The sequence below is a fragment of the Caulobacter sp. 602-2 genome (genome assembly GCF_011043625.1).
Lineage (GTDB): Bacteria > Pseudomonadota > Alphaproteobacteria > Caulobacterales > Caulobacteraceae > Caulobacter.
In genome coordinates this window covers 54,802-81,161 of the sequence record NZ_JAAKGT010000004.1, presented here as the reverse complement: position 1 = coordinate 81,161, position 26,360 = coordinate 54,802, and the positions used below count along the sequence as shown (strand labels likewise).

Below are 26,360 nucleotides of genomic sequence, written 5' to 3'. Positions count from 1 at the left end.
CCAACCTAGACGCCTTGGCGGCCAGGCTCCAAGCCCCTGCCGTCGGCGCCTTGCCGATCGGGCAAATTGTCTGACAAATAGCGTCGCCCAGGAGGACGGCGCGAAGGCCGTCGGGGCGGGAGGCGGGCGATGACGGGACCCTCGATGGATCGGCGCGGCGTTCTGCTGGCGGGCGTGGGCGCCGGCCTGGCGGCCGGTTCGAGCGCCGGGGCCGCGCCGGCCCGGGCCCCGCTGCTGGCCCCGCGCCCGCCGATGGGCTGGAACAGCTGGAACAGCTTCGCCACCACGATCAACGAGGCCCAGGCGCTGGAGACGGCCAGGATCATGGCCGCGAAACTGCTGCCGTTCGGCTACGACGTCTTCACGGTCGACATCCAGTGGTACGAGCCGGCGGCCGCCAGCTACGAGTACAATCGCGATCCCCAGCCGGCGATGGACGGCCATGGCCGCCTGCTGCCCGCCCCCAACCGTTTCGCCTCCAGCGCCGGCGGCCTGGGCTTCAAGCCGCTGGCCGACCAGGTCCATGCGCTGGGCCTGAAGTTCGGCGTGCACCTGATGCGGGGCGTCCCGCGCGCGGCGGTGAAGGCCAACCTGCCGGTGCTGGGGACGAGCGTCCGCGCCGCCGACATCGCCGACACCTCCAGCATCTGCTCGTGGAACCCCGACATGTACGGCGTGGACATGCGCAAGCCCGGCGCTCAGGCCTATTACGACAGCGTCTTTGGCCTGTTCGCCCAGTGGGGCGTCGACTTCGTGAAGATGGACGACATGAGCCGGCCCTACGACGCCCACGCCGCCGAGATCGAGGCGGCGCACAAGGCGATCAGGGCCTGCGGCCGGCCGATGATCCTCAGCCTGTCGCCGGGCGAGACCCCGGTGCCGCGCGCCGAGCATGTGCGCAGGTTCGCCCAGATGTGGCGCATCTCAGACGACTTCTGGGACGAGTGGTCGATGCTGGACGCCCAGTTCACAAGGCTGGAGAACTGGAACGCCTTCCGCGCGCCGGGCGCCTGGCCCGACGCCGACATGCTGCCACTGGGCCGGCTGGCCCTGGGCAAGCGCGACAGCAAGTTCACGCCGGACGAACAGCAGACCCTGATGACCCTGTGGTCGATCGCCCGCTCGCCGCTGATCATGGGCGGCGACCTGCGCCACCTCGACGCGCCGACCCTGGCCCTGCTGAACAATAGTGCGGTGCTGGCGGTCAACCAGGCCAGCACCGGTAACCAGCCCCATTTCGTCGAGGACGGGGCGCGGGTCTGGTCGGCCCGGCCCGAAGGCAAGCCGGCCGAGCGTTACCTGGCGCTGTTCAACACGACGGCCAAGCCGAAGACGGTCGGGATCGGCCTGCGCGACCTTGGCCTGGCCGACGGCGTGTCGGCCATCGACCTGTGGAGCGGGCAGGACCTGGGACGGGTGAGCGGTCGCATGCAGCGCACGCTGGCGCCGCACGGATCGGCGCTTTTGCATCTGGCCGGCTGACGCTCGCCCTTTCGGGTCGACAGGCGGCGCGCTCAAGCTAAGCTTGCGGCATGTCGCTTCGTTTCGTCCTGGCGCTCGGCGCCGTTCTCGCTTCTTCCCTGCCCGCCTGCGCCCAGGAGACGCCCAAGCGTATCGAGCGCGCCGAGTGGCGCAGCCTGCCCGACGCCAACGCGATGGCCCAGCTCTATCCCCCGCGCGCCCAGAAGGAGAATATCGGCGGCAAGGCGACCCTCGACTGCCGCATCACCGCCGAAGGCAAGGCCAGCGACTGCAAGGTCGTGTCTCAGACGCCCGAGGACTACGGCTTCGGCGAGGCGGCCCTGGCCCTGAGCGCCGGCTTCGCCTTCAATCCCGAGATCCGCGACGGCAAGCCGGTGGATGGCGCCCGGCGCCTGATCCCTGTCACCTTCGCCGCGCCCCCGGTCGACCCTTCGGCGCCGCAGCCGTTCAGGGCCACGGCCCTGGGCAAGGCGATCGGCGAGGACGCCTTCATGGTGGTCGCCGTGAAAGACGACACGCCCCGCAACGGCTCGGATCGTTTCGCCTGTCCGGCCGGGGAAGGTCCGGCCGACTGCGAGGGGCGGTTCATACACTGGGCTGCGCGCCCCGACCGCGACCAGGCCAAGGCGATCCTGGCCGGCGCGGGCGACCTGACCGGCTTGACGAGCACCCGATGCGGGATCGCCGCGGATGGCGCGCTGAAGGACTGCGTGACGACCGGCGAGGCCGGCCCGAAGGCGGCGCAGGCGATCAAGGCCGCGGTGGAGCTGCTGCGCGCGCCGGCGCGCACCGACGATGATCTGCCGACCGCGGGCGCGTCGATGCGGATCCGCTGGAACTGGCCGGAACTGGTGAAGGGGATCGACCGAAACCCGGTCGCGAAACCCTAGTCCTCGTCGGACTGGGGCCCCTCGGGCTCGCCCACCAGGTTGGGCGGGTCGGCCAGCACCAGGCGCTCGGCCAGCTTCACTTCCGGCGCGGCGGCGCGGGTGAAGGGCAGGTACCAGGTCTGGCCGCCGAGGGGGGGAATGATCTCGAGCAGGTCGCCGGCCCCGAAGTCCTGGACGCTCTTGATCTTGCCCAGGTCTTCGCCGGTGGCGATGTGGCGCACGGCCATGCCGATCAGGTCGGTGAGGTAGAACTCATCCTCGTCGGGCTCGGGCAGGGCCGAGCGGGGAACGAAGAGCTTGAGGCCGCGCAGGGCGTCGGCGGCTTCCTTGGTCGCGATCTCGGCGCAGCGGCAGATCAGGCCGTCCTTGACGGCTCTCGCCTGCGAGATCGACAGGGCGGTCGAACCGTCCTGGCGCAGGAGCCGCTTGAAGCCCTTCAGGGCCATCGGCTCCTCGGTATAGGTCGAGATGCGCACCTCGCCGCGCACGCCAAAGCCTCCGGCCACGCGGCCGACCAGGATCAACGGGTCATCGGGAGAGATCGGCATCGACGCGAGGCTTTCCGGACGAGGCCGGTCTTTGGGGTAGAGAAGAGAATGGCGCCGCCCCCACGTGGAGGGCGGCGCCGTATCCCTTAGCCTTCCGAGGCTTCTTCAGCCGGGGCTTCGGCCGGAGCTTCTTCAGCGGCCGGAGCAGCAGCGGCTTCGGCGGCGGCCGCGGCGGCGGCTTCAGCGGCGGCCTTGGCGTCTTCCTTGGCTTGGGCTTCAGCGGCCAGACGCTCTTCTTCGCGCTGGGCGCGCTCGGCGGTGCGTTCCTTGGCCTTCTTGCCCGGCTCGGCCTTCTTCGGGTTGTTGCCGGCGGTCCAGGCGCCGACGCCTTGGGCGGCCAGGAAGCGGGCGACGCGGTCGGTCGGTTGGGCGCCCTTCTTGAGCCACTCCTGGATCGACTCCAGCTTCAGGGTGACGCGCGCGGGGTCATCCTTCTTCAGCAGCGGGTTGTAGGTGCCGACCTTCTCGATGAAGCGGCCATCGCGCGGCGAGTGGCTGTCGGCGATGACGATCGAGTAGTACGGACGCTTCTTGGCGCCGCCACGGGCGAGACGGATCTTCAGCATTGGTCTAAGTCCTTGGGTCTAAAGTCTATTTTTTCTTGAACGGATTGAAGCCGGGCGGCAGGCCGCCCAGGCCGGAGAGCGGGTTGGCCCCGCCCCCGAGGCCCGGCAGACCGGGCAGCCCCGAAAGGCCTTGGCCTTCCGTCGCGTTGGGATCGGCGGCGGGCATCTTGCCGCCGCCGAGGGATTTCAGTCGGGCCATGTCGCCGCCGCCGAGCATGCCGGCCATGCGGGCCAGGCCCTTGCCGCCGTCCTTGCTCATCGACTTGAACATGTCGGCCATCTGGCGGTGCTGCTTGAGCAGGCGATTGACCTCGGCGACGTCGACGCCCGAACCGGCGGCGATGCGGCGCTTGCGCGAGGCGGCCAGGATGTCGGGCTTCTTGCGCTCTTCCTTGGTCATCGAGCTGATGATCGCCTGCTGGCGGCGGAAGATGCTGTCGTCGATGCCGCTTTCGGCGATCTGCTTCTTGACCTTCTGGACGCCCGGCAGGAGGCCCATGATGCCTTCCATGCCGCCCATCTTCTGCATCTGCGACAGCTGGGACGACAGGTCGTCGAGGTCGAACTTGCCCTTGGCCAGCTTCTTGGCCATGCGCTCGGCTTCGGCCGCGTCGAGGTCGGCGGCGGCCTTCTCGACCAGCGCGACGACGTCGCCCTGACCGAGGATCCGGCCGGCGACGCGGCGGGCGTCGAAGGCGTCGAGCTGGTCGATCTTCTCGCCGGCGCCGAGGAACTTGATCGGCAGGCCGGTGACGTGGCGCATCGACAAGGCCGCGCCGCCGCGGCCGTCGCCGTCGGCGCGGGTCAGGATCAGGCCGGTCAGCGGCAGGCGTTCGTGGAAGGCTTTCGCCGTGCGCACGGCGTCCTGGCCGGTCAGGCTGTCGGCGACCAGGATCGTTTCCGACGGATTGGCGATGCGGGCGATTTCCGCCGCTTCGCTCATCATCGCCTCGTCCAGCGTGGTGCGGCCGGCGGTGTCGAGGATCAGGACGTCGTAGCCGCTGAGCTTGGCGGCGGTGAGGGCGCGCTTGGCGATATCGGGGGCGCTCTGGCCGGCGACGATCGGCAGGCTCTCGACGCCGACCTGCTTGGCCAGGGTCGCCAGCTGCTCCATGGCGGCCGGGCGACGGGTGTCGAGCGAGGCGACCAGCACCTTCTTGCGCTCGGTCTTCGAAAGGCGAAGGGCCAGCTTGCCGGTGGTGGTGGTCTTGCCCGAGCCCTGCAGGCCGGCCATCAGGATGATGGTCGGCGGGTTCAGCGCCAGGTTCAGGCCGGTGGGGGTTTCGCCGCCCAGCATCTCGACCAGGCCGTCATAGACGATCTTGACCACCTGGTCGGCCGGCTTGACCGAACGGATGACGGACTCGCCGGAGGCCTTTTCCTTGGCCTTGCTGATGAAGTCCTTGACGACCGGCAGGGCGACGTCGGCTTCCAGCAGGGCCACGCGGACTTCGCGCAGCGCCTCGTCGATGTCCTTTTCGGACAGCACGCCGCGACCGCCGAGGCGGTCGAAGACGCCTGAAAGTCGCTCTGTAAGGCCGTCGAACATGCGAAACCCACGTTGAATACAGTGACCAAACGCAATCAGCCCCCGTGGACGATCACGTCGACGGGGGTCCTCGCCGTCCTCGTCCGCATGGTGTCCCGGGCTACCGGGGCGGGGTCGTGACGGTGGAGGCGCTGCTGATAAAGCGCCGGAAGTGCGCGCTTATGCGGGAGCGCTGTGGAAAATGCAAGGATTTCGAGTCGCTTGGGCCCAGTTGGTCGAGGGGCTCGCCGAGGGGCGGGCGCCCGCGCGAAGCCCTTTGCCTTTCCGTCCGCGGAGGATTAAGGGCTTCATCGAACGCGTTCGACGGGATGCGGTCAGGGATTGGGGTCCCGTTTGTTCTGGTCTGATCGCAAGGACTCCATGTCGACCAAGCCTCTCCTCGCCCTGCTGGCGGCGGCCGCCTGCGCCCTGCCCGCCGCGGCTCTCGCCCAGGCCCTGCCCTACAAGGACGTCGAAGCCCCCGCGACCTGGGAGGTCGATGTCGGCGGCGGTCCCGTCTACGGCTTCAGCCCCGGCGGCAAGGACCCGCACAAGACCAACTTCACCTTCTGGGGCAGCGCCCACTGGAAGGGCAAGGTCTACGCCAACGGCCTCGACGGCCTGGGCTACAACGTCATCAACGACGAGACCTTCCACGCCGGCGCCCAGCTGCGGCCGCGCTGGGGCGGTCCCGACGACACCGACAGCGGCATCCAGAGCCCCGACACCGGCGCCGACTTGGCGCTCTACGCCTACAAGCGCACCTGGAAGGACTTCGTGGTCGGCGGTCGCATCGGCCGCGACGTCACCGGCGTCTCCGACGGCTGGGACTTCTGGGGCTCGGTCTCGCGCCAGGACGTGACGCCGGTGGGCCTGCTGCAGTCGATGGTCTACGCCCGCGGCGGCGACAAGAACACCAACCGAACCTTCTACGGCGTCACCGCCCGCGACGTGGCGGCCGTGCCCAGCCTGAACGAATACGACCCCAAGGGCGGCCTCAACCAGGTGGGCGTGGCCTTCCTGATGATGACCCCGATCGGCGACAAGTACGCCATCGGCACCTTCGCCAACTACGAGCGCATTCTTGGCGAAGCCGCCGACAGCCCGCTCATCGAACGCTACGGCCAGCAGGACGAGTACCGGGGCGGCCTGATCGTCGTGCGCCGGTTCATCGGGCGGTAGGTAAGGAGACCCTTCCGACCGTCATCCCCCGCCCTTGCGGCGGGGGCCCGACCGCGATCAAGATCGACCGGCAGCGTGTTGCAGGCGATCTGGCGGCGCTTGCGGCGCGGCGGGTCAAAAAGGGCGGGCTAGAGCGGTGAGCGATAGGGTTCAAGTCGATCGCGACGATCATCCCAATGGGCGTGCGGCATGGGATCTGCCCTATCTCATCCACCCCTCTTCTCCCCGGCTCGTCAGCGTTACGCTGGATCCCCTGCCTGAACAGAGGATTCTGACGGACGAGGTCGAGGGGGTCGGTACGGTGCGCATGGCGCTGGGCGGACCGCATTGGGACGTCAGCGCCGGCAGGGCCGATTCCGTCGCGCACAGGCTGCCTCCGGAGCTTTCCGGGACGGTCCAGGAGCCGCTTGAGGGGCTGCCGGACCTGATCAACCACAACGGCAACCTGTTGTTCGTCTCCAGTCGCATGCGCGAGGCGATCGAGCCCCTGCTCGTGGATTTCGAGATCATACCGGTGCGAATCCGGCGGGGTAAGAAGACGCTGCGAGACGACGAACTACGAGAGGTCATGTTCTACTGGGTGAACACGTGGCGCCGCATAAATCTCGTTGACCTTGAGGCGTCTCTATTTGATCCGGAAAGCAAGGGGGTTGATCCTGCTGACGGGTTGGTGAAGATTGCGACGTGGAAAAATCTGATATTGAATGGCGATCCGTCCGGGTCTGACAACCTTTTCGATATTAGAGAACTGTACGGTCAAAACAGATATTGCTCTGTGGAATTCTTCAATACTTGTCGCCGAAATGGATTGGACGTCACTTTCAATCCGGTCATTCTGGATAGGCGAGAAGGCTACAATTCGAAAATGCCGAGGTTCCGAAGGATCCTTAAGGGCGACGTCATGATGTAGCCCCGAAGGGGGAGCGGCGCCCAATTTCAACGGGCTTCCTGGCGACCTTGGCGGTCACGGCGCAACGCTTCCACGAAGCGCAAGCGCCTAGCTCGGCGAGGTCACCGTCGCGCCTTGCGCCCGCAGTCGATCGAGCACGCCGTTGCTGGGCAGCAGGAAGGCCAGGTCGACGACGGCGACGGTGACGCCGGGGCGTTCGAGCGCCTCCGAAAGCGCCTTGGCCGACTGGCCGATCTGGTCGTTGAGCAGGCCCGCTCCGCCGGGCGCGCGCAGCAGGCAGCGCTGGGCGGCGCTCGACGAATAGCGGGCCCGCACCGAGGCGATGTCGCCGTTGGCCCAGTCGGTCCCCAGCGTGTTCCAGCGCGGGGCCTCGTAGTCGATCTCGTTGAGGGCGTCGCGCAGGCAGGCGAGGTTGGCCTCGTCCGACAGCTTGCCGGCCGCGCCCAGCACCGGGCCCAGGCGGTACTGGCTCATGGCCTTGACCTTCACGCCCTTGGCCTTGGCCATGCGCTCGATGGTGCTGACCGGCTTGGCTTCCGACAGGCCGGCGGCCTGACGGAAGTCCGACAGCACGATGAAGCCGGCCACCGCGGGCTTCCAGTCCTTGTAGGGCACGGCAGTGCGGCGGGCCTGGGTGCGGGCCTTGACGAAGCGGTCCTTCAGGTCGGGCGGCAGGCGGTCCTCCAGCTTCTTGCCGAAGCCCTGGCGCACCCCGCCGCCGCCGGTGAGGAAGAACTTGGTGACCTGCATGGGCCCGACCGAGGCCTCGGGCGGCACCAGCACCAGGCTGGCCTGGTCCAGAGCGCGGTTGAGGCGGGGGCTGTCCCACTTCAGCTGGTGCGGCAGGGGCGCGGCCGAGCCGAGCACATAGAGCTTGGCGCCGTTCTTCTCGACCAGCCAAAGGGCGGGGCCCGGCGGGCGGGCGACCACCAGCAGCTCCTCGACCACGGCGCTGCCGGGATCGGTCGGCTGCAGCTCGACGCTGGGGGTCTGGGCTATGGCCGGGACGGCGAAGGTCACGGCCAGCGCGGCGAGGGCTCCAACCCGGGCGGATCTCGAAGCGGCCATGCGTCATCCCTTCAGCGTGCGGCCAGACATAGTGCGCGTCGCGCGATGGCGAAACGGGGGCGCGACTTGCGCAGGCTCCCCAACGCATGGCTGTCTGCCGGGGCTGTCGATGATCCTGGAGGGGGAAACATGCTCAAGCGGTGGATGGGAGCGGCCTGTGCGGCCGCCATGCTGGCTGCAACCGCGGCCTCGCCCGCCCTGGCCCAGGCGCCGGCGGCGACCGCCTCGGCCGGCGTGGCCTCCCCGGCGCTGAAGGCCCTGGTCGACGAGCACTGGGCCTGGTGGCTGAAGGGCGCGCCGCTGCAGGCCACCCTGCTGGGCGTGCGGACCTATGACGACCAGCTGGACGATCCGTCCCTGGCCTACGCCGATCGCCGCGCCGCCGAGGCCGAAGCCTTCCGCAAGCGGCTCGACGCCATCCCCGACGCGGGCCTTTCCCAGGACGACAGGGTCAACAAGGCCATCCTGCACCGCATGCTCGCCGAGCAGGTCGAGGGCGCGCGGTTCGGCCAGCGCACCATGCTGTTCTCCAGCATCGGCAGCTGGCACCAGTATTTCGCCGCCCTGCCCGACATGCTGCCGTTCTTCACCAAGGCCGACTACGACAGCTATCTGAGGCGGCTCGACCTCTATCCGGCCTACAACGCAGCCTCGATCGCCACGGTGCGCGAGGGTCTCTCCAAGGGCTACGTCCAGCCTTGCGCGCCGATGAAGGCGTTCGGGGCGACGATCACCGCCACCATCGCCAAGGACCCGGAGGCCTCGGCCTTCTACAAGCCGTTCAAGGGCAAGAAGCCGACGACGATCGCCGACGCCGACTGGACCGCCATGCAGGCCCGCGCCAAGGCGACGATCAGCGGCAAGATCAATCCCGCCTACCAGGCGCTGTCGGACTTCTACGAGAAGGACTACGCGCCCAGGTGCCGCAAGGACGTGGCCGCTTCCGCCCTGCCCCAGGGACCGGCCTGGTACGCCTACCAGGTGCGGGTGATGACCACGACGACCAAGACCCCCGAAGAGATCCACCAGCTGGGGCTGTCGGAAGTGGCCCGCATCCGCGCCGAGATGGACGAGGTCGCCCGCAAGAGCGGGATCGCGCCCGACCGCAAGGCCTTCATCGACAAGCTGCGCACCGATCCGAAGTACTACGCCAAGACACCGGGCGAGCTGATGCGCGAGGCGACGTTCCTGGCCAAGACCATCGACGGCTGGATGCCCAAGCTGTTCGGAACGCTGCCCCGCCTGCCCTACACCGTCCGCGAGATCCCGGCCGAGATCGCGGAAGGCAACACCACGGCCTACTACAACGCCGGCTTCGCCAGCACAGGCTCGCCTGGCGTCTACTTCGTCAACACCACCCACCTCGACCAGCGGCCGCTCTACGAGATGCCGGCCCTGACGGTGCACGAGGCCGTGCCCGGCCACCACCACCAGATCGCGCTGCAGCAGGAGCTGGACCTGCCGGAGTTCCGCAAGAACGCGGCCTTCTTCACCGGCTTCGTCGAGGGCTGGGGCCTCTATTCCGAGCGCCTGGGCATCGAGATGGGCCTCTACGACACGCCCGAGAAGGACATGGGCCGCCTGTCCTACGAGATGTGGCGCGCCTGCCGCCTGGTGGTCGACACCGGCATCCACTCCAAGGGCTGGACCCGCGACCAGGCCATCGCCTTCATGCTCGACAACACCGCCCTGTCGCGCACCAACATCGAGGCCGAGGTCGACCGCTACATCACATGGCCGGGCCAGGCCCTGGCCTACAAGCTGGGCGAGCTGAAGATCCGCGAGCTGCGGGCCCGGGCCGAGACGGCGCTGGGCGACAGGTTCGACCTGCGCGGTTTCCACGACGCGGTGCTGAAGAACGGCGCCGTGCCGCTCGACGTGCTGGAGGTCCAGGTCGACGCCTGGATCGCCGAAAAGAAGGCCGCCTGATGCGTACGGCCCTGCTCGCGCTCGTTCTGCTGCTGGCGACGCCGGCCGCCGCCCAGATCCGGTATCAGTCCTTTCCCTGGGTGGTGCTCGACTACGGCTTCGCCGGTCCTTCGGGATCCGGCAGCACCAGCGTCGCCTTCACCCGTCATGGCCTGTTCGGTCCCGACGGCCGGCCCGCGCCAGGCGAGCCGTCGGTGTGGACGGCGGAAAGGAAGAAAGAGGAGGCCTGGCGCATCGGCGCGCGGGCTGGCCAGGAGGAAACCAGGACCCAGTGGATCGACGGGCGCAAGTGTCCGGCCCTGGTCACGGTGATCGAGGACCTCGACAGCCTGCCGGCCGCCACGCCCTACGCGCTGCGCGACCTGCCTAAGCCGCGCATGCAGACGCCGCCGCTCCACAGTTCGGGGTGGCGGCTGAAGCGGTGGGGTCAAGCCGGTTCGTCGGACGTGGCCCTGACGCTGCTCGATCCCACCGGCGACCTCATAGGGCCATGGTGGAAGAAGGCGAGCGCGGCGCTCGAGGCCTGCTGGACGGACGAGCGACCGCCGTTGGAATGAGCCGGTGCGTCGGCGCGGGCGTTTTCGCGGCGCCGCACAATGCCGCGGAAAGGGCGGATTGATTTTTGGACGAAATCGTCCATTTATCCCCCGTCGCGTCCGCTAGGCGAATAGTCGCCCCCGTTTTCGGACGCCCGCAGTCCTTTCAGGGTTGGGCCATGGCCGAGACGAAGAAGAAGAAGCTGGTTCCGTTGCTGGTGGCCGGCGTCGCCGGCGCGGCCATCCTGGTCGGCGGCGTGTTCTGGTACATCGACAAGCAGCGCTTCGAGAGCACCGACAACGCCTTCGTTCAGGCCGACACCGTCTCGGTCAGCCCGCAGGTCACCGGCTATGTCGCCCAAGTGCTGGTGGCCGACAACCAGCGGGTCGAGGCCGGCCAGGTGCTGGCCATGATCGATCCGTCGACCTTCCAGGCCAAGCTCGACCAGGCGATCGCCAACGCCGCCGCCCTCGACGCGGCCATCAAGAGCGTCGACGACAAGTCCGTCCTCGAACAGGCCCTGATCCAGCAGCGCCAGGCGGGCGTCGCCAGCGCCCAGGCCGACGCCGGCCGGGCCCGCGCGGACCTCGACCGCTACGACGCCCTGGCCAAGCAGGGCTGGGTCTCGCAGCAGAAGGTCCAGACCGAAGCCGCCGGAACCAAGCAGTCGGAAGCCACCGTGGCCAGCGCCCAGGCCGCCCTGGAGGCCGAGCGCCGCACCGCCTCGGCCCTGGGCTCGGCCCGCGCCCAGACGGTCGCCCAGGCCGCCGCCGCCCACGCGGCCGTCGCCCAGGCCCGCCTGGACCTCGAACGCACCGTGATCCGCGCCCCCGCCGCCGGCGTGGTCGGCGCCCGCACCGTGCGCCCCGGCCAGCTGGTGCAGCCGGGCGTGGCCCTGATGTCGGTGGTGCCGCTGGGCCAGAGCTTCGTGGTCGCCAACTTCAAGGAGACCCAGGTCGCCCGCCTGCGGGTCGGCCAGCCGGTCGAGATCCACGCCGACGCCTTCGGCAAGGAGAAGATCGTCGGCAAGGTCGACAGCTTCGCCCCGGCCACCGGCCAGGAGTTCGCCCTGATCCCAGTCGAGAACGCCGTCGGCAACTTCACCAAGATCACCCAGCGCCTGCCGGTCAAGATCGCCGTCGAGCGTTCGGGCAAGGGCGCGGCCCTGCGTCCGGGCCTGTCGGTCGAGGTCAAGGTCGACGTCCGCGACCGTTCGGGCCCGTCCTTCGCGGACGCCGGCCAGGGGGCTGAGCAGGTCGCTCGCGCCTCGACCGCGACCCAGGCCCGCTAAGGCCGCGCCGTCGTGACCGACGCCGCCCTGCCCAACGCCGCGGCCGGCAAGCCCGCCGCGCCGCCCGCCCCGGCCAAGACCGGGGGCGAGGTCGACTGGACCAAGCTATTCCTCGGCTTCGGGGCGATGGTCATCGGCCAGTTCATGGCCATCCTCGACATCCAGATCGTCGCGGCCTCGCTGCCGCAGATCCAGGCGGGCGTCGGGGCCAGCGCCGACCAGGTCAGCTGGATCCAGACCGCCTACCTGATCCCTGAGGTCGTGATGATCCCGCTGTCGGGATATCTCTCGCGGCTGTGGGGCACCCAGCGGCTCTACATGGCCTCGTGCCTGGGCTTCATCCTGATGAGCGTCGCCACCGGCCTCAGCTCGTCGATCGACATGATGATCCTGACCCGGGCGCTGCAGGGGTTCATCGGCGGGGCGATGATCCCGACGGTGTTCGCCGTGGCCTTCACCGCCTTCCCGCCCGAGCGCCGGATCACCGCCAGCGTCATCATGGGCCTGATCGTCACCCTGGCCCCCACCGTCGGCCCGACCCTGGGCGGCCACCTTACCGAGTGGCTATCCTGGCGCTGGCTGTTCTTCATCAACGTCCCGCCCGGCATCCTGGTGCTGTTCGCGGTGGCCAAGTGGGGCGACTTCGACAAGGGCGACCCCAGCCTGGCCAAGGGCTTCGACTGGTCGGGCCTGGCCTTCATGGCCGTCTTCCTGATGAGCATGCAGTACGTGCTGGAGGAAGGCGCCAAGGAGAACTGGTTCGAGGACGACCTGATCCTGGGCCTCACCGTCGTGACCGTGGTCACCGGCGTGGTCTTCATCTGGCGTCAGCTGACCTACAAGAACCCGATCGTCGAGCTGAAGGCCTTCGCCAACCGCAACTTCAGCATCGGCGTGATGATGACCGCGATCTCGGGCGCCAGCCTGTTCGGCGGCACCTTCCTGCTGCCGCAGTTCCTCAGCCGCGTGCGGGGCTATTCGGCCTCGGAAGTGGGCACCACCATGGTGGTCTCGGGCCTGTCGATGTTCGCCACCGGCCCGATCGCCGGCCGCATCGTGCGCAAGGTCGATCCGCGCATCCCGATGTGCGCGGGCTTCCTGCTGGCCGGCTGGGGCATGTACATGGCCCACGGCGTGACCAAAAACTGGGGTTTCTGGGAATTCGCCTGGGTGCAGGCTTGCCGCGGCGTCGGCGTCATGATCGCCATGATCGCGACCCAGCAGATCACGATGAGCACCCTGCCGCCGCACATGGTCAAGAACGCCTCGGGCCTCGTGAATCTCGCGCGCAACACCGGCGGCGCCATCGGCCTGGCGTTGCTGGCCACCAGCATCACCCAGCAGACCGCCCTCTACTTCAGCGACATGTCGTCGAAGGTGATGAACGGCGGCGAGGCCGGAACGATGATGGCGGGCCTGGCCGCGCGCATGCAGCAGCTGGGGGTCAGCGACCCCGACGGCGCGGCCCGCAAGGCGATCGGCAACATGATGAACCAGCAGGCCACGGTGCTGGCCTTCGGCGACAGCTTCACACTGCTGGCCTACGGCTGCTTCGTGGCCGCCGTGGTCAGCCTGCTGGCCGCGCCGCCCAAGGTCCTGCCGCCGCCGCCCTCGGACGCCCACTGATGCCCAGGATCGCCGGACAGATCGACGTCGCCAAGACCGAGGCCATCCTCGACGCCGCCGTCGAGGTGATCGGCCAACGCGGCCTCTCGGCCCCGATGGAGGAGATCGCCCGCCGGGCCGGCGTCTCCAAGCAGACGGTCTACAACCATTACGGCTCCAAGGCCGAGCTGGTGAAGGCGCTGATGGCCCGTCGCGTGGCGCGCATCACCGCCCCGCTGCGCGAGCCGGGCGCCGTCGACAATCCGCGCGAGGCGCTGGAGGCCATCGCCCGCTCGATGCTGGAGACGGTGATCACCACCAACGGCTATTCGGTGCTGCGGGTGATCATCCAGGGCGCGGGCGAGATGCCCGACGTGGCCAGCGAGGTGTTCGAGGCCGGCCCCCGCCAGGCCCGCCGCCAGCTGGCCGCCTTCCTGGAGACCGAAACGAAGCTGGGCCGCCTGGCCGTCGACGACGCCGACCAGGCGGCCGAGTTCTTCGCCGGCATGGTCATGGGCCACAGCCAGCTGCGGGCCCTGCTGCGCCTGCCGTCCGACCGCACCGCCGCCGAGTTCCACGCCCAGGCCGCGGCCGCCGCTGACCGGTTCATGCGGGCCTACGCGCCTTAGTCAGTCTCGCGTCGCCGCGGTCACTGGCCTTTTCTGGCCCTTGCGCGCAGCTCGTCGAAATAAGCGTCGTCGATAGGCGCACCGAAGCCGGATTCCCCGCCTTCGCGCAATTTCGCCCTGAGAGTCTCCCGATCCTGCTCCCGGCGGATCAGGTCGCGCACGTAGTCCGCCTCGCCCTCGTAGCCTTGGGCGACGGCCTGCTCCTCGACGAAGGCCTGGAGCGTATCGGGCAGAGCGATGTTCAGCGTGCTCATGGGCGCAGGCTAACACCGGCGGCGCCCACGAAAAAGCCCGGCGGATCGCTCCGCCGGGCCTCGTTCGTTCAGCCTGGGGCCGAAGGGGATCAGCCTTCGGCTTCGTCGGGCATGCCCATCATGTGGAAGCCGGCGTCGACGTGGACGACTTCGCCCGTGGTCGAACGGCCCAGGTCCGAGACCAGCCACAGGGCGGCGCCGGCGACGCCTTCCATCGAGGTGTCTTCCTTCATGGCGCTGAAGGCGCGGCCCTGGGCGATCATGCCCCGGCCGCCGGCGATACCCGCCAGGGCGAGCGTGCGCATGGCGCCGGCCGAGATGGCGTTGCAGCGGATGCCCTTGGGGCCGAGGTCGCGGGCGATGTAGCGGGTCGCCGCTTCCAGGGCGGCCTTGGCCACGCCCATGGTGTTGTAGTTCGGGATGGTCCGCTCCGACCCGAGATAGGTCATGGTGATCAGCGAGCCGCCGTTCGGCATGATCTTGGCCGCGCGCTTGGCGACGTCGACGAAGCTGAAGGCCGAGATGTTCATGGCCGTGAGGAAGCCCTCACGGGTGGTGTTGTCGACGAACGAGCCCTTCAGCTCGTCCTTGTTGGCGAAGGCCACCGAGTGGACCACGAAGTCGAGCGTGCCGAACTTCTCCTCGACGGCGGCGAAGGCCGCGTCCATCGAGGCGTCGTCGGTGACGTCGGCCGGGATCAGGGTGGTCACGCCGATGCTTTCGGCCAGCGGGCGCACGCGGCGCTCCAGCGCCTCGCCCTGGTAGGTGAAGGCCATCTCGGCGCCCTGGGCGGCCAGCTGGCTGGCGATGCCCCAGGCGATCGAGTTGTGGTTGGCCACGCCCATGACGAGGCCCTTCTTGCCCGCCATCAGCTCGCCCTTGGGGAATGCGTAGTCGTCGGCCATCGGTCGGCTCCTTGGATCTTGGATCGCTGGTTAGCAGGCGGGCTTCCGCTTCGGAACCCGCCTGCCCCGGCGTGTCTGGAAAAGGCTCAGTCGGCCTGGCCGAAGATCAGCGTGCCGTTGGTGCCGCCGAAGCCGAAGCTGTTGGACATCACCGTGTCGAGCGGCTTGTCGGCCCGCTGGCGCAGGATCGGCAGGTCGGCGAACTCGGGGTCGAGGTTCTCGATGTTGGCGCTCTCGGCGGCGAAGCCGTTCTTGAGCATCAGGATCGAGTAGATCGCTTCCTGCGCGCCGGCCGCGCCCAGGCTGTGGCCGGTCAGCGACTTGGTCGACGAGATCAGCGGCGCCTTGTCGCCGAACACCTCGCGCACCGCGCCCATCTCCTTGCTGTCGCCCACCGGCGTCGAGGTGCCGTGCGGGTTCAGGTAGTCGATGGTGCGGCCGCCGGCCTGCGCCATCGCCAGCTTCATGCAGCGAGCCGCGCCCTCGCCCGACGGGGCGACCATGTCGTAGCCGTCGGAGTTGGCGGCGTAGCCGATCAGTTCGCCATAGATCTTGGCCCCGCGCGCCTTGGCGTGCTCGTATTCCTCGAGCACCACGATCCCGGCGCCGCCGGCGATCACGAAGCCGTCGCGGTCCTTGTCGTAGGCGCGGCTGGCCACGGCCGGGCGGTCGTTGAAGTTGGTGCTCATGGCGCCCATGGCGTCGAACAGGTTCGACAGGGTCCAGTCCAACTCCTCGCAGCCGCCGGCGAAGACGATGTCCTGCTTGCCCAGCTGGATCTGCTCGGCGCCCGCGCCGATGCAGTGGGCGCTGGTCGCGCAGGCCGAGCTGATCGAATAGTTGATCCCGCGGATCTTGAACCAGGTCGACAGCACCGCCGACGGACCCGAGCTCATGGCCTTGGGCACCGCGAACGGACCGATCCGCTTGGGACCCTTTTCCTTCGTCGTGGCCGCGGCCTCGACGATGACGCGGGTGGACGGGCCGCCCGAACCGACGATCAGGCCCGTGCGCTCGTTGGAGATGTCGCTCTCATCGAGGCCGGAATCCGTGATCGCCTGTTCCATGGCGATGTGGGCGTAGGCCGTGCCGGGCGCCAGGAAGCGCGCGGCGCGGCGATCGACCAGGCCTTCCCACTCGATCTGGGGCGCGGCGTGCACCTGGCAGCGGAAGCCGAGTTCCGCGTACTCCGGCGCGGCGACCACGCCCGACTTGGCCTCGCGCAGCGAAGCCAGCACCTCGTTGGCGTTGTTGCCGATGGACGAGACGACGCCCAGTCCCGTGACGACGACGCGACGCATATCAGTACCTCTTTCTCCCCGATCGCCGGAGCCGGCTCCTTGAACAGAACGGCCGGCCTGTCGGTTGGATCAACCCGCCATCTGTTCGGCCGTGAACAGGCCGACCTTGAGGTCCTTGGTTTCGTAGATCACCTTGCCGTCGGCTTCCATGACGCCGTCGCCGATGCCCATGACCAGCTTGCGCATGATCACGCGCTTCAGGTCGATCTTGTAGACGACCTTCTTGACGTCGGGGGTCACCTGGCCGGTGAACTTCACTTCGCCCACGCCCAGGGCGCGGCCGCGACCCGGCGCGCCCGACCAGCCCAGGAAGAAGCCGACCAGCTGCCACATGGCGTCCAGGCCCAGGCACCCGGGCATGACGGGGTCGCCGATGAAGTGGCAGCCGAAGAACCAGAGGTCCGGCTTGATGTCGAATTCAGCTTCGACATAGCCCTTGCCGTACTTGCCGCCCTCGGATTCGATCCGGACGATGCGATCGAACATCAGCATCGGCGGCACGGGCAGCTGGGCGTTGCCGGGGCCGAACATTTCGCCCCGGCCGCAGGCCAGGAGCTCTTCGAAGGTGTAGGCGCTCTTTTGCATGCGAACGCCCCTAGCACGGCGCCGGGGCGGGCCTCAATGTTACATTCGGCGACAATTGGTGAGAGCCACCCCGAAATGGGCGCAAATCAGCGCCCTTCGGGACACTGCGGGGTCTCTTTCGCCCCCCAGATCTCGTCTTCCGGGGCCCAGCCCGACGCGCCGTCGGCCTTCAGGCGGCACCAGCCCTTTTCGCACTTGTCGAGATTGGCGATCGAGCGGCCGGCCAGGTATGCGCTGATCCGCGACTCCGGCTTGGGCGAGGCGCGCAGGGGCAGGGGGCTGTCCTGCACCCGCATCGCCGTGCGGCGGCCATCGGTGGTGCGCTTGTGCACCCAGGCCAGGCCGCCTTCGGGATCGCAGATCCGCCGCCACTCGCGGGTTTCGGCCACCACCTGCACAGGCAGGCCCTTGGCCTTGTAGATCCACAGCAGGCGATGCTGCTCGTCGGGGCCCTGGCGCGCATTGACCTCGCCGTACTTCAGCACGACGTAGCGCGGCACTGGCAGGCCCGAGGGCGTCGTGGCCGGGGGCTGGGCGAGGGCGGGCCCCGCCGCCAGCAGGGTCGCCGCCGCAAGTCCGCCCAGCGCCAAACCGCACAGCGAACGATGTTTGCATTTCACCGGCATGTTGCTTGGCCGCTTCCGGCCCCTTTGCTACAGATTTCGAACGCCCGTCAGGGAAAGGCTTTTCGGACCGCCCATGCCTGCCCGCAAGCTCAAAGTCGTCGTCACGCGCAAGCTGCCCGATCCGGTCGAGACGCGCATGTGCGAACTGTTCGACACCGAACTGAACCTGTCAGACAAGCCGATGACCGCCGATGAGCTGGTCGACGCCATGGGACGGGCCGATGTTCTGGTGCCGACCATCACCGACCGCATCGACAGTCGCCTTCTGTCGCGATCCGGCGAGCGGCTCAAGCTGATCGCCAATTTCGGGGCCGGGGTCGACAATATCGACGTCGCCACCGCCAATGCGCGGGGGATCATCGTCACCAACACGCCAGGCGTCCTGACCGAGGACACCGCCGACCTGACCATGACCCTGATCATGGCCGCCTCGCGCCGCGTCGTCGAAGGCGCCGAAGTGGTCAAGGCCGGCGAGTTCCAGGGCTGGTCGCCCACCTGGATGCTGGGCCGCCGCCTGTGGGGCAAGCGCCTGGGCATCGTCGGCATGGGCCGCATCGGCCAGGCCGTGGCCCGCCGCGCCAAGGCCTTCGGCATGCAGGTGCACTATCACAACCGAAAGCCCGTCAGCCCGCGCATCGCCGAGGAGCTGGGCTGCACCTACTGGGAAAGCCTCGACCAGATGCTGGCCCGGATGGACATCATCTCGATCAACTGCCCGCACACCCCGGCCACCTACCACCTGCTGTCGGCCCGGCGGCTGAAGCTGCTGCGGCCGCACGCCATCGTCGTCAATACCGCCCGCGGCGAGGTCATCGACGAGGGGGCTTTGGCCAACATGCTGGCCCGCGGCGAGATCGCCGGCGCGGGCCTGGACGTCTACGAGCACGAGCCGGCCATCAATCCCAAGCTGCTCAAGCTGCCCAACGTCGTGCTACTGCCCCACATGGGCTCGGCCACCGTCGAGGGCCGCATCGACATGGGCGAGAAGGTCATCGTCAACGTGAAGACCTTCATGGACGGCCACCGCCCGCCCGACCGGGTCATCCCGGCGATGCTTTAGGCTGCGGGGGGCGGTCGTCGAACCGCTTTCGCAAGCTTGACCTTATGATCTGGCTGCCGCCATACCCTGACTGTAAGTTGAGTTGGGGTGTGTTGTATGTTGTCGCGTCGCGCCGTGCTTGCGGCGGCCATGGGCCTGCCGCTGTCGTCCATCCTTCTTGAGGTCGAGGAGGCCCAGGCGGCGACGACCACGGCGACGCCGCCGACCATCGACGAGATGCTGAAGACGCCGCTGGTGCGCGGCGCTTCGCTTTCGCCGGACGGCCAGACCATCGCCATGCTGGCCGGCCGCGAGGTCGACGGCAAGACCGTCGCCAGCGTCACCTTCCTCAACGCCGCCGATCCCGCCAACAACCCGCGCACGCTGAAGATCGGCGTCTTCGACATCGACGGCATCGCCTGGGCCAATGACGGGCGCCTGCTGATCTGGTGGCGCAGCAAGTCCCATGGCGAGAACACCGCGACCGGCAGCCTTCTGGAGACGCGGTTCGACACCCCGGACGTGCGACGCATCCTGGCCGTCAACACCGACGGCGGCGACGCCGTGGTGCTGTTCGGCGAGAACGCCCGCAAGGTCAGCGAGAACTACGACCTGAGCTACGTCATCGACATGCTGCGCGATGATCCGCGCAACATCCTCATGGCCGCCTGGGACGTCGACTGGAGCGTCCTGGCGCTCTACTCGGTGGACGTCTACACCGGCGTGGCGACGCTGATCGAGCGCGGCGTGGCCAGCACCTACGGTTGGTTCACCCAGAACGGAACGCCGGTCCTGCGCTACGACGTCAACGGGCGCGGCACGGTGCTGACGATCTACGCTCGCGCACCGGGCGCCAAGGCCTGGACCCAGGTTCGCAAGATCCGCAAGAGCGACTGGAAAAACCTCGACTTCGACGTGCTGGCGGGGACGCCCGAACCGGGGGTGCTGCTCGTCAGCGCCGTGCCCGAGGGCGGCGACATGCGGGTGCTGCGGCGTTTCGACCTGCGGACGCTGCAGTTCGGCGAGACGGTGGCCCAGAGCCCCGGCCGTGACCTCGACGGCGCGTTCCTGGACGACAAGGGGAATTTCCTGGGCGCCCGCTATGTCGATGATCGCGTCAGCTACCAGTTCCTCGACCCCAAGACGACCGCGCACCACAAGGCCATGACCTCGTTCTTCGGCGGCGAGGCCAATGTTGAGCTGATCGAGGCCAGCAAGGACGGCCAGCGCTATCTGGCGCTGGTCAGCGGCCCGCGCATGCCGGGCAGCTATTTCTTCTACGACAAGCAGGCCAAGCGCTTCGAGCCGATCGGCGACCGGTCGCCCTGGCTGACCGAGGATCGCCTGGCGAAGATGGACATCCTCGACGTCGCGGCGCGCGACGGAACCAAGCTGCGGGCCTATCTGACCAAGCCCAACAAGCCGGGTCCCTGGCCGCTGGTGGTGATGCCGCACGGCGGTCCCGAGGCTCGCGACGCCTATGACTTCGACACCTACGGCCAGGTGTTCGCCGCCCGCGGCTGGGCGGTGCTGCAGGTGAACTTCCGCGGCTCGGGCGGCTATGGCGCGGCCTTCGCCGAGGCCGGCCGCAAGCATTGGGGCGACCTGATGCAGGAAGACGTCGAGGACGCGGTCGCCCAGGTGATCGCCGGCGGCTCGGTACGGGCCGACCGCGTCGCCATCTGCGGGGCCAGCTACGGCGGCTACGCGGCGCTGATGGGGGCAGTGCGCAAGCCCGACCTCTACAAGAGCGTCGTCGCGATCGCCGGCGACGCCGACCTGATCGAGAGCATCGCCTTCTCCAAGGCCGAGGACGGCGCCGACAGCCCGGCCTACGCCTACTGGCTGAGAACGATCGGCGATCCGGCCGTCGACCGCCAGATGATGATGCGGGCCTCGCCCGCCCTGCGCGCGGCCGAGATCAAGGCGCCGGTCCTGCTGGTCCACGGCCTCAAGGACACCATCGTGTCGGCCAAGCAGTCGAAGATCATGGCCGCCGCCCTGCGCAAGGCCGGCAAGAGCGTCGAACACGTCGAGCTGCGCGACTCCGGGCACCGGGGCTGGGAGCCCGAGGTCTACAAGAGCGTGCTGACCAAGGCCGTCGAGCACCTTTCCAGGACGCTCGACGCCTGATCGACTCCCGGCCGCGCCCTACGGCAGCATCGACCCCGTCTCCATGAAGCGCTGGTGCCAGGACAGCGCCTCGCCCGGCAGGGTCGGGGTCTGGCGGCCGTAGGCGCCCAGCTGGGCGCGCTGGAAGTAGTCTTCCAGGCCTGGACGGAAGTCGGGGTGGGCGCAGTTGTCGATGATCACCCGGGCCCGCTGCTTGGGCGACAGGCCGCGCAGGTCGGCCAGGCCCTGTTCGGTGACGATCACCTGGACGTCCTGGTTGATGTGGTCGACGTGGCTGACCTGCGGGACGATGGCCGAGATCTTGCCGCCCTTGGCGGTCGACGGGGTCATGAAGATCGACACATAGGCGTTGCGGGCGAAGTCGCCCGAGCCGCCGATGCCGTTCTGGATGCGCGAGCCCATCACGTGGGTCGAGTTCACCGCGCCGTAGATGTCAGCCTCGATCAGGCCGTTCATGGCGATGCAGCCCAGGCGCCGGATCAGCTCGGGGTGGTTGGAGATCTCCTGCGGGCGCAGGATCATCTTGTCGCGGAAGCTCTGCATGTCGGCGTTGAGGCCGGCGGCGGCCTCCGGGCTCAGCGAGAACGCCGTCGCCGAGGCCATGCGCAGCTTGCCGGCGGCCAGCAGGTCGAGCATGCCGTCCTGGATCACCTCGGTATAGGCGGTCATGTTCTCGAACGGCGCGTTCACGAGGCCCGTCAGCACGGCGTTGGCGATGTTGCCCACGCCCGACTGCAGCGGCAGCAGGGACGGGGGCAGGCGACCCATCTTCACCTCGTGGGCGAAGAACTCCAGCAGGTGGCCGGCGATCGCCAGGGCCGAGGCGTCGGGCGCGGCGAAGGGCAGGTTGCGGTCGGGCGCGTCGGTCTCGACCACGGCGACGACCTTGCTGGGGTCGACCCGGAAATAGGCCTCGCCGATGCGGTCGTCGGGCCTCACCAGCGGGATCGGCACGCGGCTGGGGGGCAGGGCGGTGCCGTAGTAGATGTCGTGCATCCCCTCCAGCGCCGGGTTCTGCCAGCGGTTGACCTCGAGGATGATTTTCGAGGCGCGGTCCAGCCAGGTCTTGTTGTTGCCCACCGACGAGGAGGGGATCAGCGAGCCGTCGGCGCGGATCCCGGCGATCTCCACGACCGCGGTGTCGAGCGGGCCCAGGAACCCCTGCCAGGCCATCGGGGCCACTTGGCTGAGGTGCATGTCGAAATACTCCATCTCGCCGCGATTGATCTTCTCGCGGGCGATGGGGTCGGAATTGTAGGGCAGGCGGAACTCGACGCCGTCGGTCTTGGCCAGGGCGCCGTCCAGCTCCGGGCCGGTCGAGGCGCCGGTCCACACCTTGACGCGGAACGGCTCGCCGGCGGCGTGGGCCGTCTCGATGCGCTCGGCCAGGGCCATCGGCACGGCCTTGGGATAGCCCGAGCCGGTGAAGCCGCTCATGCCGACGGTCGAGCCCGGCTCGATCAGCGCGGCGGCGTCCTGCGCGCTCATGACCTTGGCCGCCAGGCCGGGGTGGGCGATGCGAGAGGTGGTCATCGGTTTTCTCCCTTGGCCGACCGGCGGCAAGGGGGAGGTCCGCCGGGACCGGCGGCCGGCAACCTAGACCAAACGATCCACCGACTCGACCCCGTAAAGCCCCGTAGGCAAAAGGTTTTCGCCGAACGGCGCTATGCTCCGCAGGCGGGGCATCCGGGATCCGCGCCGATCCGCACCGTGCGGGTTTCGGCCGCCAGGGCGTCGTAGATCAGCAGGCGCCCCGAAAGCGGCTGGCCCGCGCTGGCGATCACCTTGACGGCCTCCAGGGCCATCATCGAACCGATCACGCCCGCCAGCGCGCCGACCACGCCGACCAGGGCGCAGGTCTCGGCGTCCGGCGGAACCTCCGGCACCAGGCAACGATAGCAGGGCTGGCCGTGGAACACCCCGACCTGGCCGGTCCAGCGGCCCAGGGCCCCGCTGACCAGCACCTTGCCTTCGGCGAGGCACGCGTCGCTGACGGCGAAGCGGGTGGAAAAGTCGTCTGTGCCGTCGAGTACGATGTCGTAGTCGCGCACGATCTCGCGGGCGTTGGCCGCATCCAGCCAGACGGGGTGGGGAACCACCGTCACGTTCGGGTTCAGCGCCGCCAGATGCGCGGCCGCCGCCTCGACCTTAGGCTTGCCGACATCGGTTTCGGCATAGAGCACCTGCCGCTGCAGGTTCGACAGCGACACCGCATCGGCGTCGGCGAGGCCGATCGTCCCCACGCCCGCGGCCGCCAGATAGAGCGCGGCCGGCGCGCCCAGGCCCCCGGCGCCGACGATCAGAACCCTTGCCGCCTTGAGCTTCTGTTGCCCCGGTCCGCCGATCTCGCGCAGCACCAGGTGGCGGGCGTAGCGCTCGACCTCGCGTTCCGAAAAGCTCATGGCGCTTGACCCTCCAGGCCGGCCTCGCCACATGCGAAGCCATGCAAAGCTCGAACTCGTTCCCCGACTGGCACGGCACCACCATTCTCGCGGTGCGCAAGAACGGCCAGACCGTGATCGCCGGCGACGGACAGGTCTCCATGGGCCCAACCGTCGTCAAGGGCAACGCCCGCAAGGTCCGCCGCCTGGCCGGAGGCGCGGTGGTCGCCGGCTTCGCCGGGGCCACGGCCGACGCCTTCACCCTGATCGAGCGGCTGGAAGCCAAGCTCGAGCAGTATCCCAACCAGCTGGCCCGGGCCTGCGTCGATCTGGCCAAGGACTGGCGCACCGACCGCTACCTGCGCCGCCTTGAGGCCATGCTGCTGGTCGCCGACAAGGACGCCATCTACACCGTCACCGGCGTCGGCGACGTGCTGGAGCCGGGCGAGAGCCCCGGCGGCGGCGCGGTGGCGGCCATCGGCTCGGGCGGCAACTATGCCCTGGCCGCGGCCAAGGCTCTGATCGACCAGGACCTGAGCGCCGAAGAGATCGCCCGCCGCGCCATGGCCATCGCCGCCGAGATCTGCGTCTACACGAACGGCAACCTGACGGTCGAAGGGCTGTAGGTCTCTTCAAGTCGTCATCCCGGCTCTCCGCTTCGCTGCGGCCGGGATGACGACTAGAGTGGACCAGACAGAAAAGCTGGCGTTCGAGGACCCGACACCATGCTCAAGATCCTTCCCCCTGCTCTGATCGCCGCCGCCATCGCTGGCCCCACGCTCGCCCAGGGGATCTCGGCCGCGCCCATCGAGGCCGCCGAGCGGGCCTTCGCCGCCGACGGCTTGGCGCTGGGGATCAGGGGTTCGTTCCTCAAGCACATGGCTGACGACGCCATCGTCTTCTCGCCGGGGCCGGTGAGCGCCCGCGAGCTCTACGAAAAACGTCCGGGGACGAACGAACCCAGGCTCTTCTGGTGGCCGCAGAAGGTGGTGATCGCCCGCTCGGGCGACCTTGGCCTGTCCTTCGGGCCCTGGAGCATCGACGACAAGCGCGGCGGCTACTACGCCACGATCTGGCGCAAGGGCGCGGACGGGGTGTGGAAGTGGGTCTATGACGGCGGCGCCGAGGCCGATCCCGGCAAGGCCCCCGGTCCCGACGCCGCCGCCCAGGTCGGACCGCCGGCTCCCGAGGGCGCGGCGTCCCAGGCCCAGGGCTTCGAGGCGGCCCGCGACGCCGAGGCCGCGCTGGCTGCGGCCGCCTCCACCGACGCGCCCGCCGCCTACCGGGCCGTGCTGACCGCCGACGCCTGGCTGCTGGGCCCCAAGGGCTCCAAGACCCTGGCCGGAAACGACCTTTCCGCGCGCCTGGCCCTGCGTGCGGCCTCCATCGCGCTGCGCCCGCAGGGCGGCGGCGCGTCGGGCGCCGGCGACCTCGTCTGGACCCACGGCGAGGCGACTTGGAGCGGATCCGATAACAAACCCGTCGCCGCGCACTATATGCACGTGTGGCAGAAACGCGCCGAAGGCTGGCGCCTGATCTTCGAGACCCTGATCAACGACACATGACCGAGTTCTCCCCCCGCGAAATCGTTTCCGAACTGGATCGCTTCATCGTCGGCCACGCCGAGGCCAAGCGCGCCGTGGCCGTCGCCCTGCGCAACCGCTGGCGCCGCCGCCGCACCCCGGCCGACCTGCAGGACGAGATCACCCCCAAGAACATCCTGCTGATCGGCCCCACGGGCGTGGGCAAGACCGAGATCGCCCGGCGCCTGGCCAAGCTGGCCCAGGCCCCGTTCCTCAAGGTCGAGGCCACCAAGTTCACCGAGGTCGGCTATGTCGGCCGCGACGTCGACCAGATCGTCCGTGACCTGGTTGAAAGCGCCCTGGCCATGGTGCGCGACAAGCGCCGTTCGGGCGTGAAGGCGAAGGCCGAAGCCGCCGCCGAGGACCGCATCCTCGACGCTCTGACCGGCCCCGGCGCCACGGCCGCCCGCGACAGCTTCCGCAAGAAGCTGCGGGCCGGCGAGCTCGACGACAAGGAAATCGAGCTGCAGCTGGCCGACAACGGCGGCGGCGGCATGTTCGAGATCCCCGGCCAGCCGGGCGCCTCGGTGCTGAACCTCGGCGAGATGATGAAGTCGTTCGGCGGCGGCCGCACCAAGACCCACAAGACCACGGTCTCGGGCGCCTGGGCGCCGCTGATCGCCGAGGAGAGCGACAAGCTGCTCGACCAGGAGGCCCTCACTCAAGAGGCGCTGGCCCTGGCCGAGAACCACGGCATCGTCTTCCTCGACGAGATCGACAAGGTGGCCAGCTCCTCGCAGCGCGGCGGCGCCGACGTTTCCCGCGAAGGCGTGCAGCGCGACCTGCTGCCGCTGATCGAGGGCACGACGGTGTCGACCAAGTACGGGCCGGTGAAGACCGACCACATCCTGTTCATCGCCTCGGGCGCCTTCCACGTGGCCAAGCCGTCGGACCTGCTGCCCGAACTGCAGGGCCGCCTGCCGATCCGCGTCGAGCTGAAGGGCCTGTCGCGCGACGACATGCGCCGCATCCTCACCGAGCCGGAAGCCAACCTGCTGCGCCAGCATCAGGCCCTGATGGCCACCGAGAACCTGACCCTGGTGTTCACCGACGAGGCCATCGACGCCCTGGCCGACGCGGCCGTGGCGGTCAACGCCTCGGTCGAGAACATCGGCGCCAGGCGTCTGCAGACCATCATGGAAAAGGTCGTCGAGGAGATCAGCTTCACCGCCACCGACCACGGCGGCGAAACCGTCACCATCGACGCCGACTACGTCAACAAGCGCGTCGGAACCCTGGCGGCCAACGCCGATCTCAGCCGGTACATTCTCTGACCCAAGACCCTGAAGGGGGAGGCGGCTCGGAGGGCCGGAGGGGGCGTTTTCAGCCCTCCGGCTACACCCCACCCGTAAAACCCCCGCGAAAGCGGGGACCCAGGTGTTTTATCG

General features: G+C 68.9%; 25 protein-coding genes. 14 read left to right on the top strand and 11 right to left on the bottom strand.

The window, feature by feature from the left end; genetic code table 11:
- Positions 1 to 129: 129 nt before the first annotated feature.
- On the top strand, positions 130 to 1,482 hold the full coding sequence (locus G5B46_RS10525; protein ID WP_165258507.1) for a glycoside hydrolase family 27 protein: 1,353 nt from the start codon (positions 130 to 132) through the stop codon (positions 1,480 to 1,482).
- A 50-nt stretch (positions 1,483 to 1,532) separates the two neighbouring features.
- Positions 1,533 to 2,372: an energy transducer TonB gene (locus tag G5B46_RS10520; RefSeq protein ID WP_165258505.1), complete on the top strand. Its 840-nt coding sequence runs from the start codon at positions 1,533 to 1,535 to the stop codon at positions 2,370 to 2,372.
- On the opposite strand, the gene rimM is transcribed toward G5B46_RS10520, so the two are convergent.
- The 3 genes from rimM to ffh all read right to left on the bottom strand — a co-directional run bounded on the left by rimM (position 2,369) and on the right by ffh (position 5,035).
- The gene (gene rimM / locus G5B46_RS10515; protein WP_165258503.1) at positions 2,369 to 2,920 is read right to left on the bottom strand and encodes a ribosome maturation factor RimM; all 552 of its coding nucleotides are present in this window, start codon (positions 2,918 to 2,920) and stop codon (positions 2,369 to 2,371) included. The two genes, G5B46_RS10520 and rimM, sit on opposite strands and share 4 nt — an antisense overlap.
- A gap of 86 nt (positions 2,921 to 3,006) precedes the next feature.
- A complete protein-coding gene (gene rpsP, locus G5B46_RS10510; protein WP_165258501.1) occupies positions 3,007 to 3,486 on the bottom strand; it encodes a 30S ribosomal protein S16 in 480 nt (159 codons plus the stop codon).
- Between the two features lie 25 nt (positions 3,487 to 3,511).
- Positions 3,512 to 5,035 (bottom strand): signal recognition particle protein, encoded by a 1,524-nt coding sequence (ffh, locus tag G5B46_RS10505; RefSeq protein WP_165258499.1) that lies wholly within the window; start codon positions 5,033 to 5,035, stop codon positions 3,512 to 3,514.
- 360 nt (positions 5,036 to 5,395) lie between these two features.
- Here ffh and G5B46_RS10500 point away from each other — a divergent pair, with 360 nt between their 5' ends.
- Both G5B46_RS10500 and G5B46_RS10495 read left to right on the top strand, forming a co-directional pair.
- A complete protein-coding gene (locus tag G5B46_RS10500; protein ID WP_165258489.1) occupies positions 5,396 to 6,196 on the top strand; it encodes a MipA/OmpV family protein in 801 nt (266 codons plus the stop codon).
- Between the two features lie 136 nt (positions 6,197 to 6,332).
- Entirely contained in the window at positions 6,333 to 7,106 is a 774-nt protein-coding gene (locus G5B46_RS10495) for a hypothetical protein (RefSeq protein ID WP_165258487.1), read from the top strand.
- Positions 7,107 to 7,193: 87 nt separating this feature from the next.
- Here G5B46_RS10495 and G5B46_RS10490 read toward each other — a convergent pair whose 3' ends face one another.
- A complete protein-coding gene (locus G5B46_RS10490; RefSeq protein ID WP_165258485.1) occupies positions 7,194 to 8,174 on the bottom strand; it encodes a TraB/GumN family protein in 981 nt (326 codons plus the stop codon).
- A gap of 129 nt (positions 8,175 to 8,303) precedes the next feature.
- On the opposite strand from G5B46_RS10490, the gene G5B46_RS10485 reads away from it, so the two are divergent.
- The 5 genes from G5B46_RS10485 to G5B46_RS10465 all read left to right on the top strand — a co-directional run bounded on the left by G5B46_RS10485 (position 8,304) and on the right by G5B46_RS10465 (position 14,165).
- Complete coding sequence (locus G5B46_RS10485; protein WP_240903432.1) at positions 8,304 to 10,103, top strand: DUF885 domain-containing protein; 1,800 nt, start codon at positions 8,304 to 8,306, stop codon at positions 10,101 to 10,103.
- Positions 10,103 to 10,660, top strand: a complete 558-nt coding sequence (locus G5B46_RS10480) for a hypothetical protein (protein WP_165258483.1) — start codon at positions 10,103 to 10,105, stop codon at positions 10,658 to 10,660. Before G5B46_RS10485 ends, G5B46_RS10480 begins: the two co-directional genes overlap by 1 nt.
- Positions 10,661 to 10,818: 158 nt before the next feature.
- A complete protein-coding gene (locus tag G5B46_RS10475) occupies positions 10,819 to 11,931 on the top strand; it encodes an HlyD family secretion protein (RefSeq protein ID WP_165258481.1) in 1,113 nt (370 codons plus the stop codon).
- Positions 11,932 to 11,943: 12 nt separating this feature from the next.
- On the top strand, positions 11,944 to 13,557 hold the full coding sequence (locus tag G5B46_RS10470) for a DHA2 family efflux MFS transporter permease subunit (protein ID WP_165258479.1): 1,614 nt from the start codon (positions 11,944 to 11,946) through the stop codon (positions 13,555 to 13,557).
- The gene (locus G5B46_RS10465; RefSeq protein WP_165258477.1) at positions 13,557 to 14,165 is read left to right on the top strand and encodes a TetR/AcrR family transcriptional regulator; all 609 of its coding nucleotides are present in this window, start codon (positions 13,557 to 13,559) and stop codon (positions 14,163 to 14,165) included. The genes G5B46_RS10470 and G5B46_RS10465 overlap by 1 nt, the downstream gene beginning before the upstream one ends.
- 20 nt (positions 14,166 to 14,185) lie before the next feature.
- On the opposite strand, the gene G5B46_RS10460 is transcribed toward G5B46_RS10465, so the two are convergent.
- The 5 genes from G5B46_RS10460 to G5B46_RS10440 all read right to left on the bottom strand — a co-directional run bounded on the left by G5B46_RS10460 (position 14,186) and on the right by G5B46_RS10440 (position 17,836).
- Positions 14,186 to 14,419, bottom strand: a complete 234-nt coding sequence (locus G5B46_RS10460; RefSeq protein ID WP_165258475.1) for a type II toxin-antitoxin system ParD family antitoxin — start codon at positions 14,417 to 14,419, stop codon at positions 14,186 to 14,188.
- An 89-nt stretch (positions 14,420 to 14,508) separates the two neighbouring features.
- On the bottom strand, positions 14,509 to 15,324 hold the full coding sequence (locus G5B46_RS10455) for an enoyl-ACP reductase (protein WP_165258473.1): 816 nt from the start codon (positions 15,322 to 15,324) through the stop codon (positions 14,509 to 14,511).
- An 86-nt stretch (positions 15,325 to 15,410) separates the two neighbouring features.
- On the bottom strand, positions 15,411 to 16,625 hold the full coding sequence (gene fabB, locus G5B46_RS10450) for a beta-ketoacyl-ACP synthase I (RefSeq protein WP_165258471.1): 1,215 nt from the start codon (positions 16,623 to 16,625) through the stop codon (positions 15,411 to 15,413).
- A gap of 69 nt (positions 16,626 to 16,694) precedes the next feature.
- Positions 16,695 to 17,210: a 3-hydroxyacyl-[acyl-carrier-protein] dehydratase FabA gene (fabA, locus tag G5B46_RS10445; protein ID WP_165258469.1), complete on the bottom strand. Its 516-nt coding sequence runs from the start codon at positions 17,208 to 17,210 to the stop codon at positions 16,695 to 16,697.
- An 86-nt stretch (positions 17,211 to 17,296) separates the two neighbouring features.
- Positions 17,297 to 17,836, bottom strand: a complete 540-nt coding sequence (locus tag G5B46_RS10440; RefSeq protein WP_165258467.1) for an SH3 domain-containing protein — start codon at positions 17,834 to 17,836, stop codon at positions 17,297 to 17,299.
- Between the two features lie 73 nt (positions 17,837 to 17,909).
- Between G5B46_RS10440 and G5B46_RS10435 the strand changes: the two genes are divergently transcribed.
- Positions 17,910 to 18,896, top strand: coding sequence for a D-glycerate dehydrogenase (locus tag G5B46_RS10435; RefSeq protein ID WP_165258465.1), 987 nt, complete (start codon positions 17,910 to 17,912; stop codon positions 18,894 to 18,896).
- Positions 18,897 to 18,992: 96 nt separating this feature from the next.
- Positions 18,993 to 21,008, top strand: coding sequence for a S9 family peptidase (locus tag G5B46_RS10430; RefSeq protein ID WP_165258463.1), 2,016 nt, complete (start codon positions 18,993 to 18,995; stop codon positions 21,006 to 21,008).
- A gap of 18 nt (positions 21,009 to 21,026) precedes the next feature.
- Here the strand turns inward: G5B46_RS10430 and G5B46_RS10425 are convergent, their stop codons facing one another.
- Entirely contained in the window at positions 21,027 to 22,541 is a 1,515-nt protein-coding gene (locus tag G5B46_RS10425) for an acetyl-CoA hydrolase/transferase family protein (protein WP_165258461.1), read from the bottom strand.
- Between the two features lie 131 nt (positions 22,542 to 22,672).
- On the bottom strand, positions 22,673 to 23,410 hold the full coding sequence (gene moeB / locus G5B46_RS10420; RefSeq protein ID WP_165258459.1) for a molybdopterin-synthase adenylyltransferase MoeB: 738 nt from the start codon (positions 23,408 to 23,410) through the stop codon (positions 22,673 to 22,675).
- A 5-nt stretch (positions 23,411 to 23,415) separates the two neighbouring features.
- Here moeB and hslV point away from each other — a divergent pair, with 5 nt between their 5' ends.
- The 3 genes from hslV (at position 23,416) to hslU (ending at position 26,246) form a co-directional block, all read left to right on the top strand.
- A complete protein-coding gene (gene hslV, locus G5B46_RS10415) occupies positions 23,416 to 24,015 on the top strand; it encodes an ATP-dependent protease subunit HslV (RefSeq protein ID WP_165258457.1) in 600 nt (199 codons plus the stop codon).
- 99 nt (positions 24,016 to 24,114) lie between these two features.
- The gene (locus tag G5B46_RS10410; protein ID WP_165258455.1) at positions 24,115 to 24,954 is read left to right on the top strand and encodes a DUF4440 domain-containing protein; all 840 of its coding nucleotides are present in this window, start codon (positions 24,115 to 24,117) and stop codon (positions 24,952 to 24,954) included.
- Positions 24,951 to 26,246: an ATP-dependent protease ATPase subunit HslU gene (hslU, locus tag G5B46_RS10405; protein ID WP_165258453.1), complete on the top strand. Its 1,296-nt coding sequence runs from the start codon at positions 24,951 to 24,953 to the stop codon at positions 26,244 to 26,246. Before G5B46_RS10410 ends, hslU begins: the two co-directional genes overlap by 4 nt.
- Positions 26,247 to 26,360: the final 114 nt, after the last annotated feature.